This window comes from Mediterranea sp. ET5, from assembly GCF_023337025.1.
Lineage (GTDB): Bacteria > Bacteroidota > Bacteroidia > Bacteroidales > Bacteroidaceae > Phocaeicola_A.
Map to the genome: position 1 here is coordinate 144,349 of NZ_JAMBLN010000002.1, position 18,751 is coordinate 163,099.

General features: G+C 50.3%; 17 protein-coding genes and 1 pseudogene. 12 read left to right on the forward strand and 6 right to left on the reverse strand.

Annotated features, from left to right (window positions below; genetic code table 11):
• The first annotated feature begins 10 nt into the window (after positions 1 to 10).
• The 7 genes from M3087_RS02045 (at position 11) to M3087_RS02075 (ending at position 8,261) form a co-directional block, all read left to right on the forward strand.
• Positions 11 to 1,678, forward strand: coding sequence for a RagB/SusD family nutrient uptake outer membrane protein (locus tag M3087_RS02045; RefSeq protein ID WP_249093388.1), 1,668 nt, complete (start codon positions 11 to 13; stop codon positions 1,676 to 1,678).
• 129 nt (positions 1,679 to 1,807) lie between these two features.
• Positions 1,808 to 2,704 (forward strand): discoidin domain-containing protein, encoded by an 897-nt coding sequence (locus M3087_RS02050; protein ID WP_249093391.1) that lies wholly within the window; start codon positions 1,808 to 1,810, stop codon positions 2,702 to 2,704.
• 13 nt (positions 2,705 to 2,717) lie between these two features.
• Positions 2,718 to 4,193: a BT_3987 domain-containing protein gene (locus tag M3087_RS02055; protein WP_249093394.1), complete on the forward strand. Its 1,476-nt coding sequence runs from the start codon at positions 2,718 to 2,720 to the stop codon at positions 4,191 to 4,193.
• A 121-nt stretch (positions 4,194 to 4,314) separates the two neighbouring features.
• Positions 4,315 to 5,664, forward strand: a complete 1,350-nt coding sequence (locus M3087_RS02060) for a BNR repeat-containing protein (protein WP_249093397.1) — start codon at positions 4,315 to 4,317, stop codon at positions 5,662 to 5,664.
• Between the two features lie 224 nt (positions 5,665 to 5,888).
• Positions 5,889 to 6,194 (forward strand): DUF4286 family protein, encoded by a 306-nt coding sequence (locus M3087_RS02065; protein ID WP_022384532.1) that lies wholly within the window; start codon positions 5,889 to 5,891, stop codon positions 6,192 to 6,194.
• Entirely contained in the window at positions 6,191 to 6,760 is a 570-nt protein-coding gene (gene ruvC, locus M3087_RS02070; RefSeq protein ID WP_022384531.1) for a crossover junction endodeoxyribonuclease RuvC, read from the forward strand. The genes M3087_RS02065 and ruvC overlap by 4 nt, the downstream gene beginning before the upstream one ends.
• 52 nt (positions 6,761 to 6,812) lie before the next feature.
• Complete coding sequence (locus tag M3087_RS02075; protein ID WP_249093399.1) at positions 6,813 to 8,261, forward strand: ATP-binding cassette domain-containing protein; 1,449 nt, start codon at positions 6,813 to 6,815, stop codon at positions 8,259 to 8,261.
• Between the two features lie 60 nt (positions 8,262 to 8,321).
• On the opposite strand, the gene cobC is transcribed toward M3087_RS02075, so the two are convergent.
• From cobC to uxaC, 5 genes are all read right to left on the reverse strand, one after another.
• A complete protein-coding gene (cobC, locus tag M3087_RS02080; RefSeq protein ID WP_022384529.1) occupies positions 8,322 to 8,849 on the reverse strand; it encodes an alpha-ribazole phosphatase in 528 nt (175 codons plus the stop codon).
• A gap of 4 nt (positions 8,850 to 8,853) precedes the next feature.
• Positions 8,854 to 9,612, reverse strand: coding sequence for an adenosylcobinamide-GDP ribazoletransferase (locus tag M3087_RS02085; RefSeq protein WP_249093401.1), 759 nt, complete (start codon positions 9,610 to 9,612; stop codon positions 8,854 to 8,856).
• A 1-nt stretch (position 9,613) separates the two neighbouring features.
• On the reverse strand, positions 9,614 to 10,654 hold the full coding sequence (cobT, locus tag M3087_RS02090; RefSeq protein ID WP_106484932.1) for a nicotinate-nucleotide--dimethylbenzimidazole phosphoribosyltransferase: 1,041 nt from the start codon (positions 10,652 to 10,654) through the stop codon (positions 9,614 to 9,616).
• Positions 10,655 to 10,697: 43 nt separating this feature from the next.
• Positions 10,698 to 11,207: a bifunctional adenosylcobinamide kinase/adenosylcobinamide-phosphate guanylyltransferase gene (gene cobU, locus M3087_RS02095; protein WP_022384526.1), complete on the reverse strand. Its 510-nt coding sequence runs from the start codon at positions 11,205 to 11,207 to the stop codon at positions 10,698 to 10,700.
• 116 nt (positions 11,208 to 11,323) lie between these two features.
• Positions 11,324 to 12,730 carry a glucuronate isomerase gene (gene uxaC, locus M3087_RS02100; RefSeq protein ID WP_106484930.1) on the reverse strand — a complete coding sequence of 469 codons (1,407 nt, stop codon included), beginning with the start codon at positions 12,728 to 12,730 and terminating at the stop codon, positions 11,324 to 11,326.
• A gap of 321 nt (positions 12,731 to 13,051) precedes the next feature.
• On the opposite strand from uxaC, the gene M3087_RS02105 reads away from it, so the two are divergent.
• The 5 genes and pseudogenes from M3087_RS02105 (at position 13,052) to M3087_RS02125 (ending at position 18,030) form a co-directional block, all read left to right on the forward strand.
• Positions 13,052 to 14,113 carry a LacI family DNA-binding transcriptional regulator gene (locus tag M3087_RS02105; RefSeq protein ID WP_249093618.1) on the forward strand — a complete coding sequence of 354 codons (1,062 nt, stop codon included), beginning with the start codon at positions 13,052 to 13,054 and terminating at the stop codon, positions 14,111 to 14,113.
• Between the two features lie 30 nt (positions 14,114 to 14,143).
• Positions 14,144 to 15,583, forward strand: a complete 1,440-nt coding sequence (locus M3087_RS02110) for a tagaturonate reductase (RefSeq protein ID WP_022384523.1) — start codon at positions 14,144 to 14,146, stop codon at positions 15,581 to 15,583.
• A gap of 150 nt (positions 15,584 to 15,733) precedes the next feature.
• Positions 15,734 to 16,132: pseudogene (locus M3087_RS02115) on the forward strand (hypothetical protein); the annotation flags it as partial.
• 495 nt (positions 16,133 to 16,627) lie between these two features.
• Complete coding sequence (locus M3087_RS02120; protein WP_249093621.1) at positions 16,628 to 17,272, forward strand: NADAR family protein; 645 nt, start codon at positions 16,628 to 16,630, stop codon at positions 17,270 to 17,272.
• 170 nt (positions 17,273 to 17,442) lie between these two features.
• A complete protein-coding gene (locus tag M3087_RS02125; RefSeq protein ID WP_249093404.1) occupies positions 17,443 to 18,030 on the forward strand; it encodes a hypothetical protein in 588 nt (195 codons plus the stop codon).
• Between the two features lie 215 nt (positions 18,031 to 18,245).
• Here the strand turns inward: M3087_RS02125 and M3087_RS02130 are convergent, their stop codons facing one another.
• On the reverse strand, positions 18,246 to 18,710 hold the full coding sequence (locus M3087_RS02130) for a helix-turn-helix domain-containing protein (protein WP_249093406.1): 465 nt from the start codon (positions 18,708 to 18,710) through the stop codon (positions 18,246 to 18,248).
• Positions 18,711 to 18,751 lie beyond the last annotated feature (41 nt).

The window sequence follows — 18,751 nt, forward strand, 5'->3', positions numbered from 1 at the left end:
ATGTTTGACTATGAAAGTAACAAGAATATGCATGGCTTTGACCTGTCTGGCTGCCCTGTCCGCAGGATGCAGTGACAAGATGGACTACCATGAATTTACCAATTATGACAAGACGTATATCTTCAGTGATTTTGGACGTACGGCAGGCTTTGTAAACAACATCTATTCCTACCTGGACTCCGACCTTCCCGGGGTACACTCGTTGGCGTCGGCTTGCGATGAAGCAGAGATGGCAGTAAGCTGGTCGTCGGTCCTGGACTATACGAATGGCAACTGGTCTGCCCTGAATCCAAAATCACAATGGGGCATCTATTCGGGAATCCGTGCGGCAAACTATTTCCTGAAAGAAGCCAAGGACCTGACATTTTATGACCTGCGGTTTACGGAGGACTATCAGGCACAGATGAACCGCTTCAACCGTTATCAGTATGAAGTCCGCCTGTTGCGTGCTTACTATTACTTCCTGCTGGTACGTGCTTACGGCGACGTGCCCTTCTACACGGAAGTACTTACGGAGAAAGAAGCCAATACGCTCAGCCGGACACCGTCTGCTGACGTCTTTGACTTTGTAATCAGCGAGTGTGATGCAGTCGCTCCGGAACTTCCGACCTCTTACAAAGATTTGGGGGAAGATGCTGCCAGCGGCTCCAATCCGGAAACCGGGCGTGTGACACGAGGAACGGCTTTGGCACTGAAGGCACGTGCCGCCCTGTATCGTGCGAGCAAGCTGTTCAACACGTCGGATGACAAGTCGTTGTGGAAAGAAGCGGCACTGGCATCCCGGGACGTGATTGACTATTGCGCAGATAATGGGATTACCTTGGGCAAATACACCGATTTATGGGGTACGGACAATTACAAAGCCTCGGAAGTGATTTTCGCTCGCCGCATCGGTGACACGGCGACTCCGGAATATGAGAACTTTCCCATCGGCATGGAGAATGCCGGTTCCGGGAACTGCCCGACACAGACGCTGGTCGATGCCTATGGGATGCAGAATGGGGGAGAACCCAATCCGTCAAATCCCTACGCAGGGCGCGACCCCCGTTTCAAGATGACCATTGCCTGTAACGGGGATAAATGGCCCGACACCAATCCGACACCGTTAGAGACTTATGTCGGAGGAAAGAACGGTGCTCCCATATCCTATGCCACACCGACCGGCTACTACCTGAAAAAGTACCTGGACGGCAGCATCGACATCAGTGCCGGCGGAAGCACGGGAGGCAAACGTCACAGCTGGATTACCTTCCGTCTGGGAGAATTCCTGCTGGATTATGCAGAAGCACTGTTCCAATACACCGGTTCAGCAGACGAGGTTCCTGATGGTTTCAGGATGTCGGCGCGTGAAGCGGTCAACCTGGTGCGTGCCCGTCAGGGTGTAAACATGCCGGCTTTCCCGGAGGCAATGAGTCCCTCGGACTTCTGGAAGCGGTACAAGCGGGAACGCATGGTGGAACTGGCGTTCGAAGGACACCGGTTCTGGGATGTACGCCGATGGAAAGAAGGAGGCTTTACGTCCATTACCCGGATGCAGATTACCAAGACCTCGGACGGACGTTACACCTATACACGGATTGAAAAGCCGTTGGTGTGGAACGATAAGATGTACTTCTTCCCCATACCGGATGTTGAAAAACGCAAGAACAATAAGCTGACACAGAATCCGGGCTGGTGAACAACGTGCAAGGAGTATGGATAAATCCCAAAAGTAAAGTATTCAACTTCCGCATGTGCCGATTGGGGTTGGCAGGCCACTCTCCTGTCAACCGGTAAGCTGGCGGATGTGGAATTTAAAACCAAGTCTATGAGATACAATTTGAAATACATGTTGGTTGCAGCAGGCATGGCGGCAGGTCTGGCTGCTTGTGACGATAAAATCGAGCCGTTTGAGACGGAAGGGTTTACGGGTACCCCGGTAGCTTTTGATGCTTCGACAGTCAGTTCGGAAGCTTTGCCCGGGGAAATCAAGCTGTCGTGGACAGAACCGGCTGAGGACTTCTCTTACATGCAAATCCGTTACTTTGACCCCTTGTCGAAGGAGGATGTCTGCCGGATTGTCTCCAAGGGGACTACGGGGCTGCTGGTGGAGAATACACGGGCACGTTTCGGTGACTATACCTTTCGCTTCCAGACTTTCAATGCCCTCCATGAAGGCAGCCGGGTCACGGAAGTCAAGGCTCAGTCAGGACCCGCACCCGTCACATTGACCGAAGTGAAACGGATGAAGGTGGAGCTGACCAAGGACCAACTGAGCACCGACAACCAGGAGCCGACGGAAGGACCGATTGCGAACCTGCTTGATGGCAACACCAACACCTTCTTCCACACGCGGTGGAGCAGTCCGCAGGTTCCTCTTCCGCAATACATCCAGATTGACTTCAAGGAGGAGCATGAGGATTTCGCAATCAAGTACGTGACACGTAACATCGGCAACAAGGATGGTTTCCCCACGGCTGCCGACTTGCAAATCAGTGCGGACGGGAAGACCTGGGAGACAGTAGCCTCCCTGTCCGGTCTGCCGGCGTCGAGTGTGACGGAATACGTCTCTGCCTTTGTGCGTCCCGGCAAGAAGTTCAGTCACTTCCGTTTCCTGGTGACTTCCGCTTCAGCCAACAGCAAGTATTTCCACATGTCGGAATTCTCCTTCTATGATGTGGAAGTCGATGTCTATGACCCTGAAACAATACCTTTGGATGAATAAACTGATAACAACAATGAAAAAGAATATGATAGGAACAGCGATGCTTTGTGCGGCAGCCCTTTCAGCCGGTCTCTACAGCTGTGACGAGGAATATGTGGATTTGAAATACCGGGGCACACTGGACCTAGACCAACTGGTCCTCAAGCAGGCTCGTGATGTGTGGAACGGTTCAGAATCCAACAGCGTGTATGAATGCCAGTTTGATGCCGACAAACAGGCAAGGAACAAGGTGTATAAGCTGAATGTGGCACTCTATCAGAACCGGACGGCTGCCAAAGAAGCCGTTGTGGACCTGGTCGTCAATAAAGACTCACTGAGCAAGGCGATTGCACGCTCTGCCGAGGGTGGGGTCTATGAGAAGTATGCGGGTGCAGAATTGCTCCCCGAAGAGTTCTACACCTTGCAGAACACGAAATTGACGCTCAATGCCGGAGCTGCGTTGTCTGACGACGTGAACCTGATCGTGCATGTCCCCGAACTGATTGATTACATTCAGAACAAGGTGAAGGAAAGCAGAACATACGTGCTCCCGTTGAGCATCACCCACTCGACGGCGTATTCCATCAACCGGAAGGTAGACACATGGATGTGTTTTGTCAAAGTATCGTACGTGAAAGTCGAGGTTGACCCCGTATTCCTTGCTGACGGTGAAGGAGTACCCGACGGGCATACGCTGGAGGGAGGCTACAAGCTGTTGTGGCACGACGAGTTCAACGGGGAAGGCACTCCGAACGAAGCCATGTGGCGTTTCGAAGAGGGATTCCAACGCAACGAGGAAGACCAATGGTACAGCAGGAACAATGCGTCGATGAAGGAGAATGCCTTGGTCATCACTGCCAGACGGGAACGCGTGAAGAACCCGAACTACAACCCGAACGCTTCAGGTGGAAATGCCTGGAAACAAAAACGGGAATATGCGGAATACACCTCGGCATGTGTGGTGGCAAAAGGTGATTATGCCTTCAAATACGGAAGGGTGATTGTCCGTGCCAAAGTGCCCGTTGAGCAAGGCGGATGGCCTGCCATCTGGTCTACCGGGAACTGGTATGAATGGCCGTTGGGTGGAGAGATTGATATCCTGGAGTTCTATAAGAATAAGATTCATGCCAACCTCTGCTGGGGTGGTTCGTCCCGTTGGAGCGGGACCTGGAATTCCAAGAACTACCCGCTTACCCATTTCACCGGGAAGGACCCGAAGTGGGCGGACAAATACCACATCTGGCGCATGGACTGGGACGAAAAGTATATCCGCATCTACCTGGACGACGAGCTGTTGAACGAGACAAACCTGAGTACCACGCGGAACCGGGGAGACCATGGTGCCGGAGACGGAGGCTCGATCAATCCTTTCTCCAACGACATGAAAGGCTTCGGGCAATGCATGATGCTGAATCTTGCCATCGGTGGAAACAACGGACGTCCCATCGAGGCGACCTTCCCGCTTGAATACCGTGTCGATTACATCCGTGTTTATCAGAAAACGGAGTAACGGGTGAGATGACGAAAGAGACATTCCGCATCGTTCGGTGACATTGCCGTTGCCGGGTGATGCGGAATCTCTTTTTGACTATTATCCGTATCTTTGACAACCCGAACAAAAACTGAAGATTATGAAAAGACGATTGAAACAGAACCTCTGGAGGGCGTGGCTCCTTGCTGTCTGCCTGGGAGTCGGAGGACTTGCCAGGGCACAGGACGATGCTTCCCGGCTGTCAGGCGGACGGCTGGTGGAAGTCGGTAAAGGATACAGCCAGACCTCCGTCAATACCGCCATCTTCCGCAACAGCGCCCTGGTGACTCACAAAGGCGTGCAGTACATCAGCTATTACGATGCCGAAGGATACCTGACACTGGGAAAACGCAAACAGGGTTCCGGGCAATGGACGCTGCACCGGACTCAATATAAGGGCAATGTGAAGGATGCCCACAACGTCATCAGCATGATGGTGGATGGCGAAGGCTATCTGCATGTAGCCTTTGACCACCATGGGCAGCCGCTGAACTATTGCCGGAGTGTGGCACCCTGTTCCCTGGAACTGGGCGAAAAGGAAGCGATGACCGGAGTAGATGAGGAGAATGTCACCTATCCGGAGTTCTACAGACTGTCACAGGGAAACTTGCTCTTCGCCTACCGTTCCGGCGCCTCGGGGCAGGGGAACCTGGTGATGAACCGCTATGACACCCGGACACGGACGTGGAGCCGGGTGCAGGATGTCCTGCTCGATGGAGAGGGCGAACGGAACGCGTATTGGCAACCTTATGTAGACGGGCAGGGCACAATCCATCTTTCCTGGGTATGGCGGGAGACGTGGCATGTGGAGACAAACCACGACCTGTGCTATGCCTGCTCTCCCGACGACGGGAAGACTTGGTACAGGACCGACGGCACACGCTATGAACTGCCCATCCGTCAGGACAATGCCGAGTATGCCTGCCGCATTCCTCAAAATTCGGAGCTCATCAACCAGACCAGCATGACCGCCGACGAAAGCGGACATCCGTACATTGCCACCTACTGGCGTGCAGCCGACAGCCAGGTGCCCCAGTATCGGGTGGTGTGGCACGACGGACACGCCTGGCACACCCGTCAGGTTTCCGGGCGTACGACCCCCTTCTCGCTGAAAGGCGGAGGCACAAAGATGATTCCCATCGCCCGTCCGCTGATTGTGGCGGCGGAGGGACAGACCTGCGTCCTCTTCCGTGACGCGGAGCGCGACAGCCGGGTATCCGTTGCCTTTACGCACGACGTGGCGGCCGGTCCGTGGCAGGTGGTCGACCTGACACCGTTCCCGGTCGATGCCTGGGAGCCTCTGTATGATGCGGAATACTGGAAACAATGCCGTCAGCTTCAGCTGTTTGTACAGCACACCCGGCAAGGGGATGGCGAACGTACCGTCCCCTTTGAACCACAGCCGGTCTATGTCCTGGAAGTTCATACGCCACTCTTACAGCATCGATGACAGGCTTAGACGTCATACAAGCCCTACTTGTACGGACCTAAGTATAATACTTTGGCAGCCTAAGTATAATACTTAGGGGGTCTAAGTATAATACTTTGGTCTGTCTAAGCCGTACTTTTACCGGACTTATCGCGGACTTGCAGGTCATCTCATTTTTTTATCCTACCTTTGTACGGCTATTTCACGAAGAGTAGCCTTCTAAACCTCAAAGAAAGCAGAACTACATGTTGATTTATAACACTACCTATCACACCTCGATGGATGAAGCCCGCAATTTTGTCATCTGGCTTCACGAGGCCTACATACCCCAGGTGGTCGAGGAGGGCAGCCTGCGCAATCCGCGGCTGGTGCGTGTCCTCAGCCACAAGGACCCCAATTCTGAATGTTTCTCCCTGCAATGGGAGGTCGACGACAGCACGGCGCTGCACCGGTGGTATGTGAAGCAGGGCGAGAAGCTGGACGGAGAGATTACCAGGATATTCAAGGACAACGTACTGGGCTTTACGACCCTGATGGAGGTCATCGAATGATACAACCGGTCAAGGAGAAGGTCATCCTGGGCATCGACCCCGGAACGACCATCATGGGATACGGAGTACTGCGTGTAGTGGGAGTGAAGCCGGAGCTGGTGACCCTTGGTGTCATTGACTTGCGGAAGTACGGAAACCACTATCTGAAGTTGCACCGCATCTTCGAGCGCGTCACGGGCATCATCGAAGCTTATATGCCCGACGAGCTCGCCATCGAGGCCCCTTTCTTTGGCAAGAACGTACAGTCCATGCTGAAGCTGGGACGTGCACAGGGAGTTGCCATGGCTGCGGCACTCCATCATGACATCCCTATCACCGAATATGCCCCGTTGAAAATCAAGATGGCGCTGACCGGCAACGGACAGGCGAGCAAGGAACAGGTCGCCGACATGCTCAAACGCATCCTGCACATTCCCCAGGAGTCGATGTTGCCCTTCATGGATGCCACCGACGGACTGGCGGCAGCCTACTGCCACTATCTGCAGATGGGACGTCCCGACACGACAAAGCCCTATCACGGTTGGAAAGATTTTATAGCGAAGAACCCCGACAAGGTCGTGCGTTGACACGGACGACGGAAAGAGGGATTCCGGTCACAGCATTTACACTTGACGAGGTATGAGAAAAGTTATTGAAATCGTGAACGGAGTGGCACGTAATCCTGCCTACCGGCTTGCTGCTCCGATAAATCTGTGCATGGAAGCCGGTGAACAGTTAGCCATTGTCGGTCCCAACGGCGGCGGAAAGAGTCTGTTGGTCGACACGCTGACGGGGAAATACCCGCTGCTCATGAACGAACCGGCTTATGACTTCGGAGAGGGAGCTTCGCGGCTGGCTTCCGAGAATATCCGCTCCATCACTTTCCGCGATTCTTACGGTGAGGCGGACGGCACCTATTATTACCAGCAGCGTTGGCATTCACAGGATACGGAAGATTCCCCGCTTGTGCGTGACAGCCTTCCGGAAGGCGACCCTGCCGGGATGCGTGAGAGGCTGTTTGAGGTCCTGGAGCTGCATAGGTTGCTGGACAAGCCGATGGTGCTCCTTTCCAGTGGTGAGCTGCGGAAGTTCCAACTGGCAAAGGCCCTCCTGTCCGGACCACGTCTGCTGATTCTGGATAACCCCTTTATCGGGCTGGATGGCGCTGCACGCGAGTTTGTCAGTTCATTGCTGGAGCTTGTGAGCGGACGCCTGGGCATGCAGCTCATTCTGGTATTGTCGCGTCCCGATGAGATTCCGTCATTCATCACTCATGTCGTGGAGGTGAATGACCGTATCTGTGGTCCGAAGCTCACCCGTGCGGACTATCTGCAAACCCCGTTACACATACGACCCCACGTTTTGCCGGAGGAGAAGGTGCAGAGCATCCTCACCCTTCCGGCTAGTGACAGGCAGTTTGCAGCCGACTGTGTGATTGACCTGCACCACGTGAGCATCCGTTATGGAGAACGCACCATCCTCCGTGAACTGGACTGGCAGGTGATGAATGGCGAACGCTGGGCGCTGTCGGGAAGAAATGGTTCCGGCAAGTCTACGCTGCTCAGCTTGGTCTGTGCCGATAATCCCCAGTCCTATGCTTGCGACATTTCCCTGTTCGGACGCCGTCGTGGTTCGGGAGAGAGCATTTGGGAAATCAAGCGCCACATCGGCTATGTCTCCCCGGAGATGCACCGTGCTTATCTGAAGAATCTTCCGGCTGTCTCCATCGTTGCATCCGGGTTGCACGACTCTATCGGGTTGTACCGCCAAATGCATGCGGAAGATGTGGAACAGTGTGTCCGCTGGATGGATATTTTCGGTATTGCCGCATTGAAGGACCGCAACTTCCTCCAGCTTTCCAGCGGCGAGCAGCGGTTGGTGCTTCTGGCCCGTGCCTTTGTCAAGGACCCTGAACTGCTCATTCTCGACGAGCCCATGCACGGTCTGGACCTGTCCAACCGACGGCTGGTGAAAGACGTCATCGAGACCTTCTGCCGGCGGCCCAACAAGACCCTGGTCATGGTGACACATTATGAAGAGGAATTGCCCGCCGTGATTGACCATCGGCTGGAGCTGAAACGGAACTGACGAAAAGCATCCCGGTTGATTGTCGTGTGATGCCGGGACACGAGGGCGGAAGGAGAGCTGTCAGACCTCAATCTCAATCATTCCTCCATAAGGTGTCAGCGAATGGAAGGCTTCTTCCTCCCGGACCAATCCCGCATACAGACCGGCGCATAGCAGTACGCCTCCATGCGCAAAGACAGCCACCTGATTGTAAGGGAGGATACGCACTTCATCCAGAAAGGCAAAGACGCGGGTACGCTGGTCCTCGAATGACTCGCCTCCGGTGGCACGGACATGGAGGAAATCGTCATACCACAATTGCAGGCGTGGGTCGGAGATGTCATCGAAACGTTTCATTTCCCATTCACCGAAGTTCAGTTCCAGCAAGCGCACATCGCGCTCCGCGTCGAGGAAACCACACCATTCCGCCAACCGTACGCAACGGCTCAACGGACTGGTGTACACCTTGTCAAAGGAGCGTCCGTCCAGACCTGCCGACACGGCTGCTGCCTCTTCCGGGAATGAAGCGTTCAAAGGAACGTCCGTCTGGCCGTAACACGTGCCTCGCGGGACATTGACCGAAGTGTGACGAATAAAAGTGATGTTCATAGTATCAATGCCAGAAATAATTGGTTAGATACAGCCCTGCGTAGGACGTCAGTTCACACAGCAGGAAGGTGGCTCCGCAACAGTCGCCGGTGTATCCCTGCAGGCGGCGCTTCATCAGAAGGACCAGCCCGATGAATGTGACCAGGGAGAGGAACGCACCTCCCCATAGCACAGCGATGCTGTCCGGGAAAAGGAGCCAGCACACCCCTCCGGCAAATGCCAGCAGGAACATGGGCAGGTTCATGCGTTCGTAAATGACGCGAGCCTTGCTCTCCGTTTCCTTCCGTGCATAACTCAGGAGATTGATCAGATTGGATGCTACAAACTTGTTCCACACGTCAAAGCCCAGCAGTGCCCGCCATGCAAGGTCGGCAGGCAAGGATGAGACGAGCGATGTCAGCAGTAGGAAATAGACAATCAGCGCAATGACTCCATAACTTCCGATATGGGAATCTTTCATGATGGAAAGGATACGCTGCCGGTCGCTACCGCCGCCTCCAAACCCGTCGAAGAAGTCCGCAAGCCCGTCTTCATGGAGGGCACCTGTCAGCAACAGACGTGCGGCCAATGCTAAAAGGACAGCCACGAGAGGGGGAAACACCTCGGACATCAGCAGGTAAGTACCTGCCATGACACCACCGGTCAGCCAGCCGGCGAACGGCCAGTACTCCACCAGGTGTTTGAAGCTGTCGACAGGAACCCGGCAGATGCGCCACAACGGCAGACGCGTGAAAAACATCAGAGCAGCAAGCAATCGGTTCATCTCAGAAATATTTGGTGATGGATGCACGTCCAAACGTATCCATCTCATTCAGCATACGTACCGCAGAATCTATCAGAGGGTAGGCACATACGGCGCCGGTCCCTTCTCCTAAGCGCATGCCCAAGTCCAGTAAGGGGCGTGCCTGCAAGTATTCAAGAACCAGTGCATGCCCGTTCTCATCCCCCCGATGTCCGAAAATGGCATAGTCCGTCACTTCCGGATAGAGCCGTGATGCTGCCAGCAGGCAGTTGGTCATGATGAAGCCGTCAACCAGTATGATCATATGCAGTTCGGCAGCCCGGAGCATTCCTCCGACAGCCATTGCCATTTCGTAACCGCCGAAGTAACGGATGATGTCGAGGGGCGAGCCATCGCCGTCATAATTTCCCCAAGCCGCTTTCAAGATGTGGTACTTGCGTCGAACCCCTTTATCGTCCAGCCCGCTCCCGGCGCCGATACAACGGTCAAGCGGGATGTGCGTGAAGGCATGCATCCAGAGTGAGGATGCTGACGTATTGCCAATGCCCATCTCACCGAAACTGACGATGTTGCAGCCTTCCTTGTAACAGCGGGTAACGATTTCAGCTCCCCGTTCGAAACAGAGATTCAACTCATTGGAGGTCATGGCAGCTTCATGAAGGAAGTTGCGTGTACCTTTTCTGACTTTCTTGTCAATGATGCCCGAATGGGGTTCAAAGTCATAATCCACTCCGGCATCCACAACCTTCAATGTAAAACCATGCTGACGGCAAAAGAAGTTGATTCCTGCCCGTCTTCTTCCGGCGAAATGAATCATCTGTTGCCAGGTAACTTCCTTGGGCGACACGCTGACGCCCTCATCGGCAATGCCGTGGTCCCCTCCGAAAAGGATATTGCACGGATGGTGAAGAGTCGGGCGGAGGGTTTGTTGGATCAATCCGACTTGCAATGCCAGTTCTTCCAGTCTGCCCAAAGCCCCTTTCGGTTTGGTCAGGTCATTGATTTTTGCCTCCAGCAGAGGACGCATTTGTTGGTCGGGTTGTTCTATATGAAATGTTTTCATGTATATTGATGTTCAGTTTGGCTTCTAGCATGTATGGTTACAGTTATTTAATCCTCACGGGTATCCCGCTCACCATGAGATATACCTCATCTGCGCTTCGGGCAACATACTGATTCATCCACCCCAGTAAATCCGTGAAACGGCGTTGGAGCTGATTCTCAGATACCCCGCCTAATCCTATCTCATTGGATACAAAAAGGAATGTGGCATCCTGTGCGATCAATCGGTCGAATTCCGTCTTCAGGGCTTGGAGCGCAGGTTCAACTTCCGAGTTTGAATCGAAGAAGAAATTTGTGCACCAGAGTGTCAGGCAGTCCACAACCACCACACGACCGTTGAAGTCATGCCGGCTCAGGACTCTTTCCTCTTCCACATTGACCCAGCGTGGTCCGCGGTTTTGCTGGTGTCGTACGATCCGTTGACGGAACTCTTCGTCCCAGACATGCGCAGTAGCCAGATAGACGGGATGTTCTGCCAATGAGAGAGCCAACTGTTCGGCATAAGAGGTTTTACCGGACCGTTGTCCACCGGTGATGAATATGATACGTTTCATAGCAGGGGGGGGGAATAAAATGAAGGCAAGTGAACAAGTCCGGGCTAAATCATAATGAGTGTCCCATTATGCAGGCTCCCGACTTGTTGACTCGCCTGTGCTTATATAGACAACGGTTAGAAGTTAAAGAACTTCTTTGCGTTGTTGTAGCAGATGTCTTCTACCATCTGGTTGACACGCTCCATTTCTTCAACGGGGATTTCTCCGTTTTCAACATCGTTGCCCAGGAGGTTACACAATGTACGACGGAAGTATTCATGACGCGGATAGGAGAGGAAGGAACGTGAGTCTGTCAACATACCCACGAAACGGCTCAGCAATCCAAGCAGTGAGAGTGCATTCATCTGCTTTTCCATGCCATCCTTCTGATCAAGGAACCACCAGCCTGAACCAAACTGGATCTTGCCCGGAACCGAACCATCCTGGAAGTTACCCAACATGGTTGCGATGACTTCATTGGCACAAGGATTGAGGTTATACAGGATGGTCTTGGTGAGCTTGCCTTGTGTATTCAGCTTGTCGAGGAACTTGGCCATAGACTTGGCTGTAGTAAATTCACCGATAGAGTCGAAGCCAGTATCAGGACCAAGAAGTTTGAACATCTTCGTATTGTTGTTGCGGATAGCTCCGTAGTGGAACTGTTGCGTCCATCCCTTCTCATAATCCATGATGGCAAATTCAATCAGCATAGCAGACTTGTACTTGAGGATTTCCTCGTGTGTCAGTTCTGCGCCACCATATACCTTATTAAATATAGCATCAATTTCAGCTTGCGTATAGTCCTCTGCATAGAACTCTTCGATACCATGGTCAGAAAGACGGCATCCCTGCTCTGCAAAGAAGTCATGACGTTTACGAAGAGCCTCGATTACATCTGCAAACTTGGAAATCTTTACGCCGCTGACCTCTGACAATTTCTCCATGTATGCACGGAACTCAGCCGGAACCTCGACTGCCATAGCCTTGTCCGGACGCCATGTCGGAAGCATTTTGATTTCAAAACCGCTTTCACGGGTCTGAATGTGATATTCCAAAGAATCTACAGGATCATCCGTTGTACATACGGTCTCCACATGGTAGCGACGCATCAAGTTGCGTGCTGACATCTCAGGCTTTTGAAGTTTCTCGTTACATTCATCGAAGATTTCACGGGCAGTCTTCGGATTCAGAATCTTGTCGATGCCGAAAGCCGTCTTCAACTCCAGATGAGTCCAGTGATAAAGCGGGTTGCGGAGGGTATAAGGAACTGTTTCTGCCCACTTCTCAAACTTTTCCCAGTCGGTGGTGTCCTTACCGGTGCAGTAGCGTTCATCGACACCATTCGAACGCATTGCACGCCATTTGTAGTGGTCACCGCCCAACCAGATTTCAGTGATTGACTTAAACTGATAATCGTCGGCAACCATTTTCGGAATCAAGTGACAGTGATAGTCAATGATAGGCATTTTGGCTGCATGCTCGTGGTACAACTTCTGTGCTGTTTCAGTCTGCAACAAGAAGTTCTCATCCATAAATTTTTTCATAATACTTAGAATTAATCGTTGTATATATTAGAGTCTCTTGCTATGTTTCATCATCAGCCAGCAGAGTGGGAGAGGAGAGAGGATATCCTCCGGTTCCTTTCGTTCGTTTTCCCTAACAATCACTTGCATTTATTTAAACAAACACAATGAGGAAACGTCCAGCTTATGCTTTAAAACATGTATTTAACTTTATTAACCGTTATCGAACACGAAAATAGATATTTTATTTGTGATAGCAAAATAAGTTCGTATATTTGTAGCAAAATTTAATGATTTTATTGCCTTCGGGAAAGACATAAACCTTTGAATGAAGAAGTTACTATGGATGAAAAACAATATACGATTAAGGATATTGCGCAGATGGCAGGCGTTTCGGCAGGAACTGTCGATCGGGTGCTCCATCAGCGGGGCGAGGTTTCCGAGAGTAGTAAAAGAAAGGTCGAGGCCATTTTGAAAGAAATTGACTACCAACCGAACATGTATGCCATCGGGCTTGCCCGCAAAAAGAAATATCATTTCGGTTGTTTCATTCCTAAATATGAGCCCAACGACTATTGGTATACAGTGGCATGTGGCGTAAGGAAGGCACTTGACGAGGTTGCTCCCTTCAATATCAGTGTTGATTTCATCTATTACGACCATTCTGACAAGGCATCTTATGTGGCAGAGAGCAGGAAACTGCTCAGTCGCAAATTCGATGCGGTGCTCATTGCTCCCAATTACAATCTGGAGACGTTGGATTTTACACGCCAGCTCAGTGAACAAGGCACTGTCTTTGCTTTTATCGATGTCAATGTCGAAGGCGCCGGTGCATTGACCTATATCGGACAGGATTCTTTCCGAAGTGGGTATATTGCCGCCCGTATATTCTGTGATACCGGGTTTGACGGTCAGGAAGTCGTCCTTCTGCGTACCGAAAAGGACCCGGACGCACAGGAAATACAGATGCAGCGTCGTTTGGAAGGATTCAATGCCTATATGAACGAGCGTCATCTGAATATCTGCTTGCATGATATCACCTTGAAAAGGGATGGCTTGGAAAATTACCGGACATTGGATGACTTTTTCGAACATCACCCCGGTGTCAGTGGGGGAGTTGTATTTAACTCACGGGTCTATCGGGTCGGCGAATATCTGAAAAGCAGAGGGCGTTCCTTGAATCTCATAGGCTATGACCTTTTGCCGCAGAATATCGCATTACTCAAGGATGGGGTGATTGATTATCTGATCGGACAACGACCGGCCATGCAAGGATACAGCTGTATCAAAATGCTGACTGACAAAGTGGTATTCAAACGTGAAGTCGAACCTCTCCGGTACATGCCTGTCGATATTCTCGTGAAGGAGAACATTGACTACTATGTTGAATCCTATAATTTGTAAATCACATTTATTTAATATAAATCACATATTATGAAACCGTTAAACAAAGAAACAGCCGTTAAGGTACAACGCCCCGAACGGATTATTCAGTTTGGTGAAGGAAACTTCCTTCGTGCATTTGTCGATTGGATCATTTACAACATGGACCAGAAGACCGACTTCAACAGCAGTGTTGTTGTTGTTCAACCGATTGAAAAAGGTATGGTTGATATGCTGAATAAGCAGGACTGCCTCTACCATGTCAACTTGCAAGGTCTTGACAAGGGTGAAACTGTAAACAGCCTGACGATGATTGATGTCATCAGCCGTGCGCTCAATCCTTATACTCAGAACGATGAGTTCATGAAATTGGCTGAGCAACCGGAAATGCGCTTTGTGATTTCCAATACGACGGAGGCAGGTATTGCTTTTGATCCGGCTTGCAAGCTGGATGATGCTCCCGCTTCTTCCTATCCGGGCAAATTGACCCAGTTGCTCTATCACCGTTTTAAGACTTTCAACGGCGACAAGAGCAAAGGTTTGATTATCTTCCCCTGCGAGCTGATTTTCTTGAACGGACACAAACTAAAAGAGTGCATCTATCAGTACATTGATTTGTGGAACCTGGGTGAAGAGTTCAAGACTTGGTTTGAAGAGGCTTGCGGTGTATATGCTACTCTCGTTGACCGTATTGTTCCGGGATTCCCGCGTAAAGACATTGATGCCATCAAAGAAAAGTTGCAATATGATGACAATATGGTGGTTCAAGCTGAAATCTTCCACTTGTGGGTGATTGAGGCTCCTCAGGAGATTGCTAAAGAATTCCCCGCCGACAAGGCTGGCTTGAACGTACTCTTCGTTCCGTCTGAAGCTCCGTATCATGAAAGAAAGGTTTGCTTGCTCAATGGCCCGCACACTGTTCTTTCTCCGGTAGCTTATCTCTCTGGCATCAATATTGTACGTGATGCTTGTCAGCATGAGGTGGTAGGCAAGTACATTGATAAGGTTATGTTCCATGAATTGATGGAGACTTTGAACCTTCCGAAAGAGGAACTTCAGAAGTTTGCTAAAGACGTATTGGAGCGCTTCAACAACCCGTTTGTTGATCACCAGGTGACTTCCATCATGCTGAACTCATTCCCGAAATTTGAAACTCGTGACCTCCCCGGTCTGAAGACTTATCTGCAACGTAAGGGTGAGTTGCCTAAGGGACTGGTATTGGGCTTGGCTGCTATCATTACCTATTATAAAGGTGGCAAACGTGCTGATGGTGCTGAAATTGTTCCGAATGACGCACCGGAAATTATGCAATTGTTGAAAGACCTGTGGGCAACCGGTGATACTCGTAAGGTAGCCGAAGGTGTACTTGGCGCAACTTCTATCTGGAATGAAGACTTGAATCAAATTCCCGGCTTGACCGATATGGTGGTTGCTTTCTTGAATTCTATCCAGGAAAAGGGTATGCTGGAGACTGTAAAGTCTATCCTCTAATAGATTAGGATTAGAAATTAACGGATAAGCTCCTGTTGCAAATGTGTCGTTTGGCGCATGCGTACAGGAGCTTTTTCTTTATACTTTCTGATAAAAGGGAGAACAGGTATACGAACATGGGGTAACTCTCATTATTTTGAAGATGCCAATATGGAATACATCAGACCTATCTACACCCCCGAAAGAATCACAAGCCTTCAACCAGGCGAAATATTTGTGTTTGGCAGCAACCTGCAGGGAATGCACGGCGGAGGAGCGGCCCGCATGGCATACGAAAAGTTCGGTGCCATCTGGGGCAAGGGCGTTGGGCTACAAGGGCAATCTTACGCCATACCGACCATGCAAGGTGGCGTGGAAACCATCCGTCCCTATGTGGAGGAGTTCATTGCTTTTGCCAAGGAACATAAGGAGCTGACCTTTCTGGTGACTCCCATCGGTTGTGGAATTGCCGGATTCAAGACAGAGGACATCGCTCCCTTATTCACAGAAGCGATAGTGGAAGAGAACATTGTGTTGCCGGAATCGTTTGAGGAGGTCATCATGCAAATCCGTCCGCTAAGCAAGGCTGCCATAGATGTGCTGGCAAAACGGATGCAAGCAAGGAATCCCTATTCCGCAGGTACGCTTTCTCACGGTATTTGGGAACATCAGCACTATTTTGAACTTTTGTGGAATAGTTATGACCATTATGACTGGCACGAGCATTTTGAAAAGTACGGCCTGCACAAAGACTTTGAAAGAGGAGTGGTGCTGACTGATGATCTCATGCACCAACCGGTTAATAAAGAATGGATGTTCAGTATGTATATGTCGGCAGAGTTCCCATCGCAGAAGCTGATGCTGCTGGAACAGTGCCATTATTATAAAGGAGAAAGGTTGTGTCCTTTTCATCCACATAGGAAGGCCATGTTATTTGCGTATGAACGATGTTGGGTGAAGTTCAATCTATTTCCGCAAGAGCATCCCCATATAGAAGAGGATTTGGATTATTACAAACAATGCGGACTTGCCGATTTATGTCCTGATGATGGTGTGCCTATGTCCATGAAAGCCTTGTTGCTTAACCGCTGGCTTTATTGGGGAGGTGATTTCGCGAATTTGGATATTTTCAGGGAATGGTACCGCGCTTTGGACTATACGAATGTGAATGGAGGATTAAGGAAAGAAGACCTCTATGAGATTTCCAATCCGGATTTCCTGTTCTTTTGGGGACATCACGGCAAGCCGGGTGAAACGACCAAAGCCTGTCTCAGCCAATGGTTCCCTTGTAAGTTTACCGTAAATGGCATCCATTACAACTGTGCGGAACAGTTCATGATGGCAGAGAAGGCGCGAATCATGGGTGATGAAGATACTAGAAATAGAATTTTGGTTTCTACTGACCCTAAAGAAATAAAAGCATTAGGTAGAGAAGTGCGGAATTTTGACGAATTCAAATGGCAAAAGCACCGTATGGAAGTTGTCATTACCGGCAATCTGCATAAATTCATGGACAATGAAGAGCTGAAAGTATTTCTGCTCGACACAAGAGACAAGATATTGGTGGAGGCCAGTCCCTACGATACAGTCTGGGGAATTGGCATGAAAGAAGATGACCCGGACTGCCGGAATCCCCGTCTATGGAAAGGAGAAAACCTGCTTGGGTTCGCATTGATGGATGTGAGGGAAAAACTCAGTAAAATAAAATGAAGAAACATCCATATGGAATCATTGAATAAACATCAAACGTATTATATGACTCCCATCTTCACCATAGACCGCTTACGGATGGGAACGGACAGACATGGAATCATCACATTGGGCTGTTTCATGGGCCGTCCGCTTCGGTCTGAACTACCCTCAAACAAAAGGACTGTAACATGAACGGAAAAGATAAATGCAACTTGCTCAGAGAAATCCGCAGGCGGATAACCGAACAGTATGGACTGACATACCAACCTGTAGAGTGTCATCACGAAGGAAATTGTGCAGGCACATGCCCCCAATGTGACGCTGAGCTGCAAAACCTGCAAAAGCAATTAAGGGAGAAAGGCATTGAGAATATTGAACTTGACCGGCAGATGGAGGAAATGGTGAGAAACCTCAATCCAGGCGGTGATACGGACAACAACCTCATTGACCTAGGCGATGTCGCTCCATCCGAATATGATGACAAAATAGAATTTACAGAAGGGATGCCTGTACCGCCTCCTGCAGGAATGTTCAATTTTCCTGAACCCAAAAAGAGAAGGGCATTTTTCAAGGAATGTGCCGTTGCCGGCTGGAGCTTCCACCATCCCGAAGACTTTTTGGACGAGTTGTACGAAGGTGCGAAACTTGTCTTACTCCGCGAACGTGCCAATAAGCACGACTGTTTTGCATATAAAATGCAGATGGAAGCAAAATATCAACGTCGTTGCAGATTTTTAGAGTTTGTCTTCGATTGCCGCTTGCGCGACTCTAATTAGATATTCATATTCAATGAGTTATCTACTATGCAGAAAACAAATAGCAAACAGTCTCGTGAATTTGATTTCTCTTATCGAGTTCCCATCGAATATCCAAACTCAATAACAGTCGAAATGATAGCAATATATATTTGAAAATCAGATAACTACCGATATTGGTGTAAACATTCTGCGCTACTATGTGCCAATCATCATATTGACCACAGTATTCAATGTTACATATTTTGCCTCCTTTCTTTTAGTAGTTCTATAATTGCGTCTTTGTCCTTCAGATTGGAATCCAGACGGATAATTTGTGCATTCAGGCTATCTATCTGCTCCTTCAGTAGCTTGATAGTGCCGTTCAAGTTTTCCACCTTGGTCTGTTCGGCGGTAAGCTGGGCTGCAAATCCGCTATCGCCAATGTTGTTATTGGCATCTCCCCCGTCCAATGCCACTGCCGCGAGGTATGCGGATATCTGGGGGTTGACCGGGCAGAACAAGGCGAAAAAATTAAAGTCCAACGCCTTGCAAGCCTTGACAAGCCGCTTGGTCTCCATCGTCTCCCTTTCCAGAAGGCGGTTGATATGCTGTTGGGGGATGCCAAGCCTGCGTCCAAGTTCAGACTTAGAAAGGCCGAGTTCGTTGCGGCGTTGGTCAATAGCCTGTCCCACATGTACGTCTTTAATGTCTATATTCATGGGTCAAACCTTAAATTGCAATATTAAATCAACAATTATCA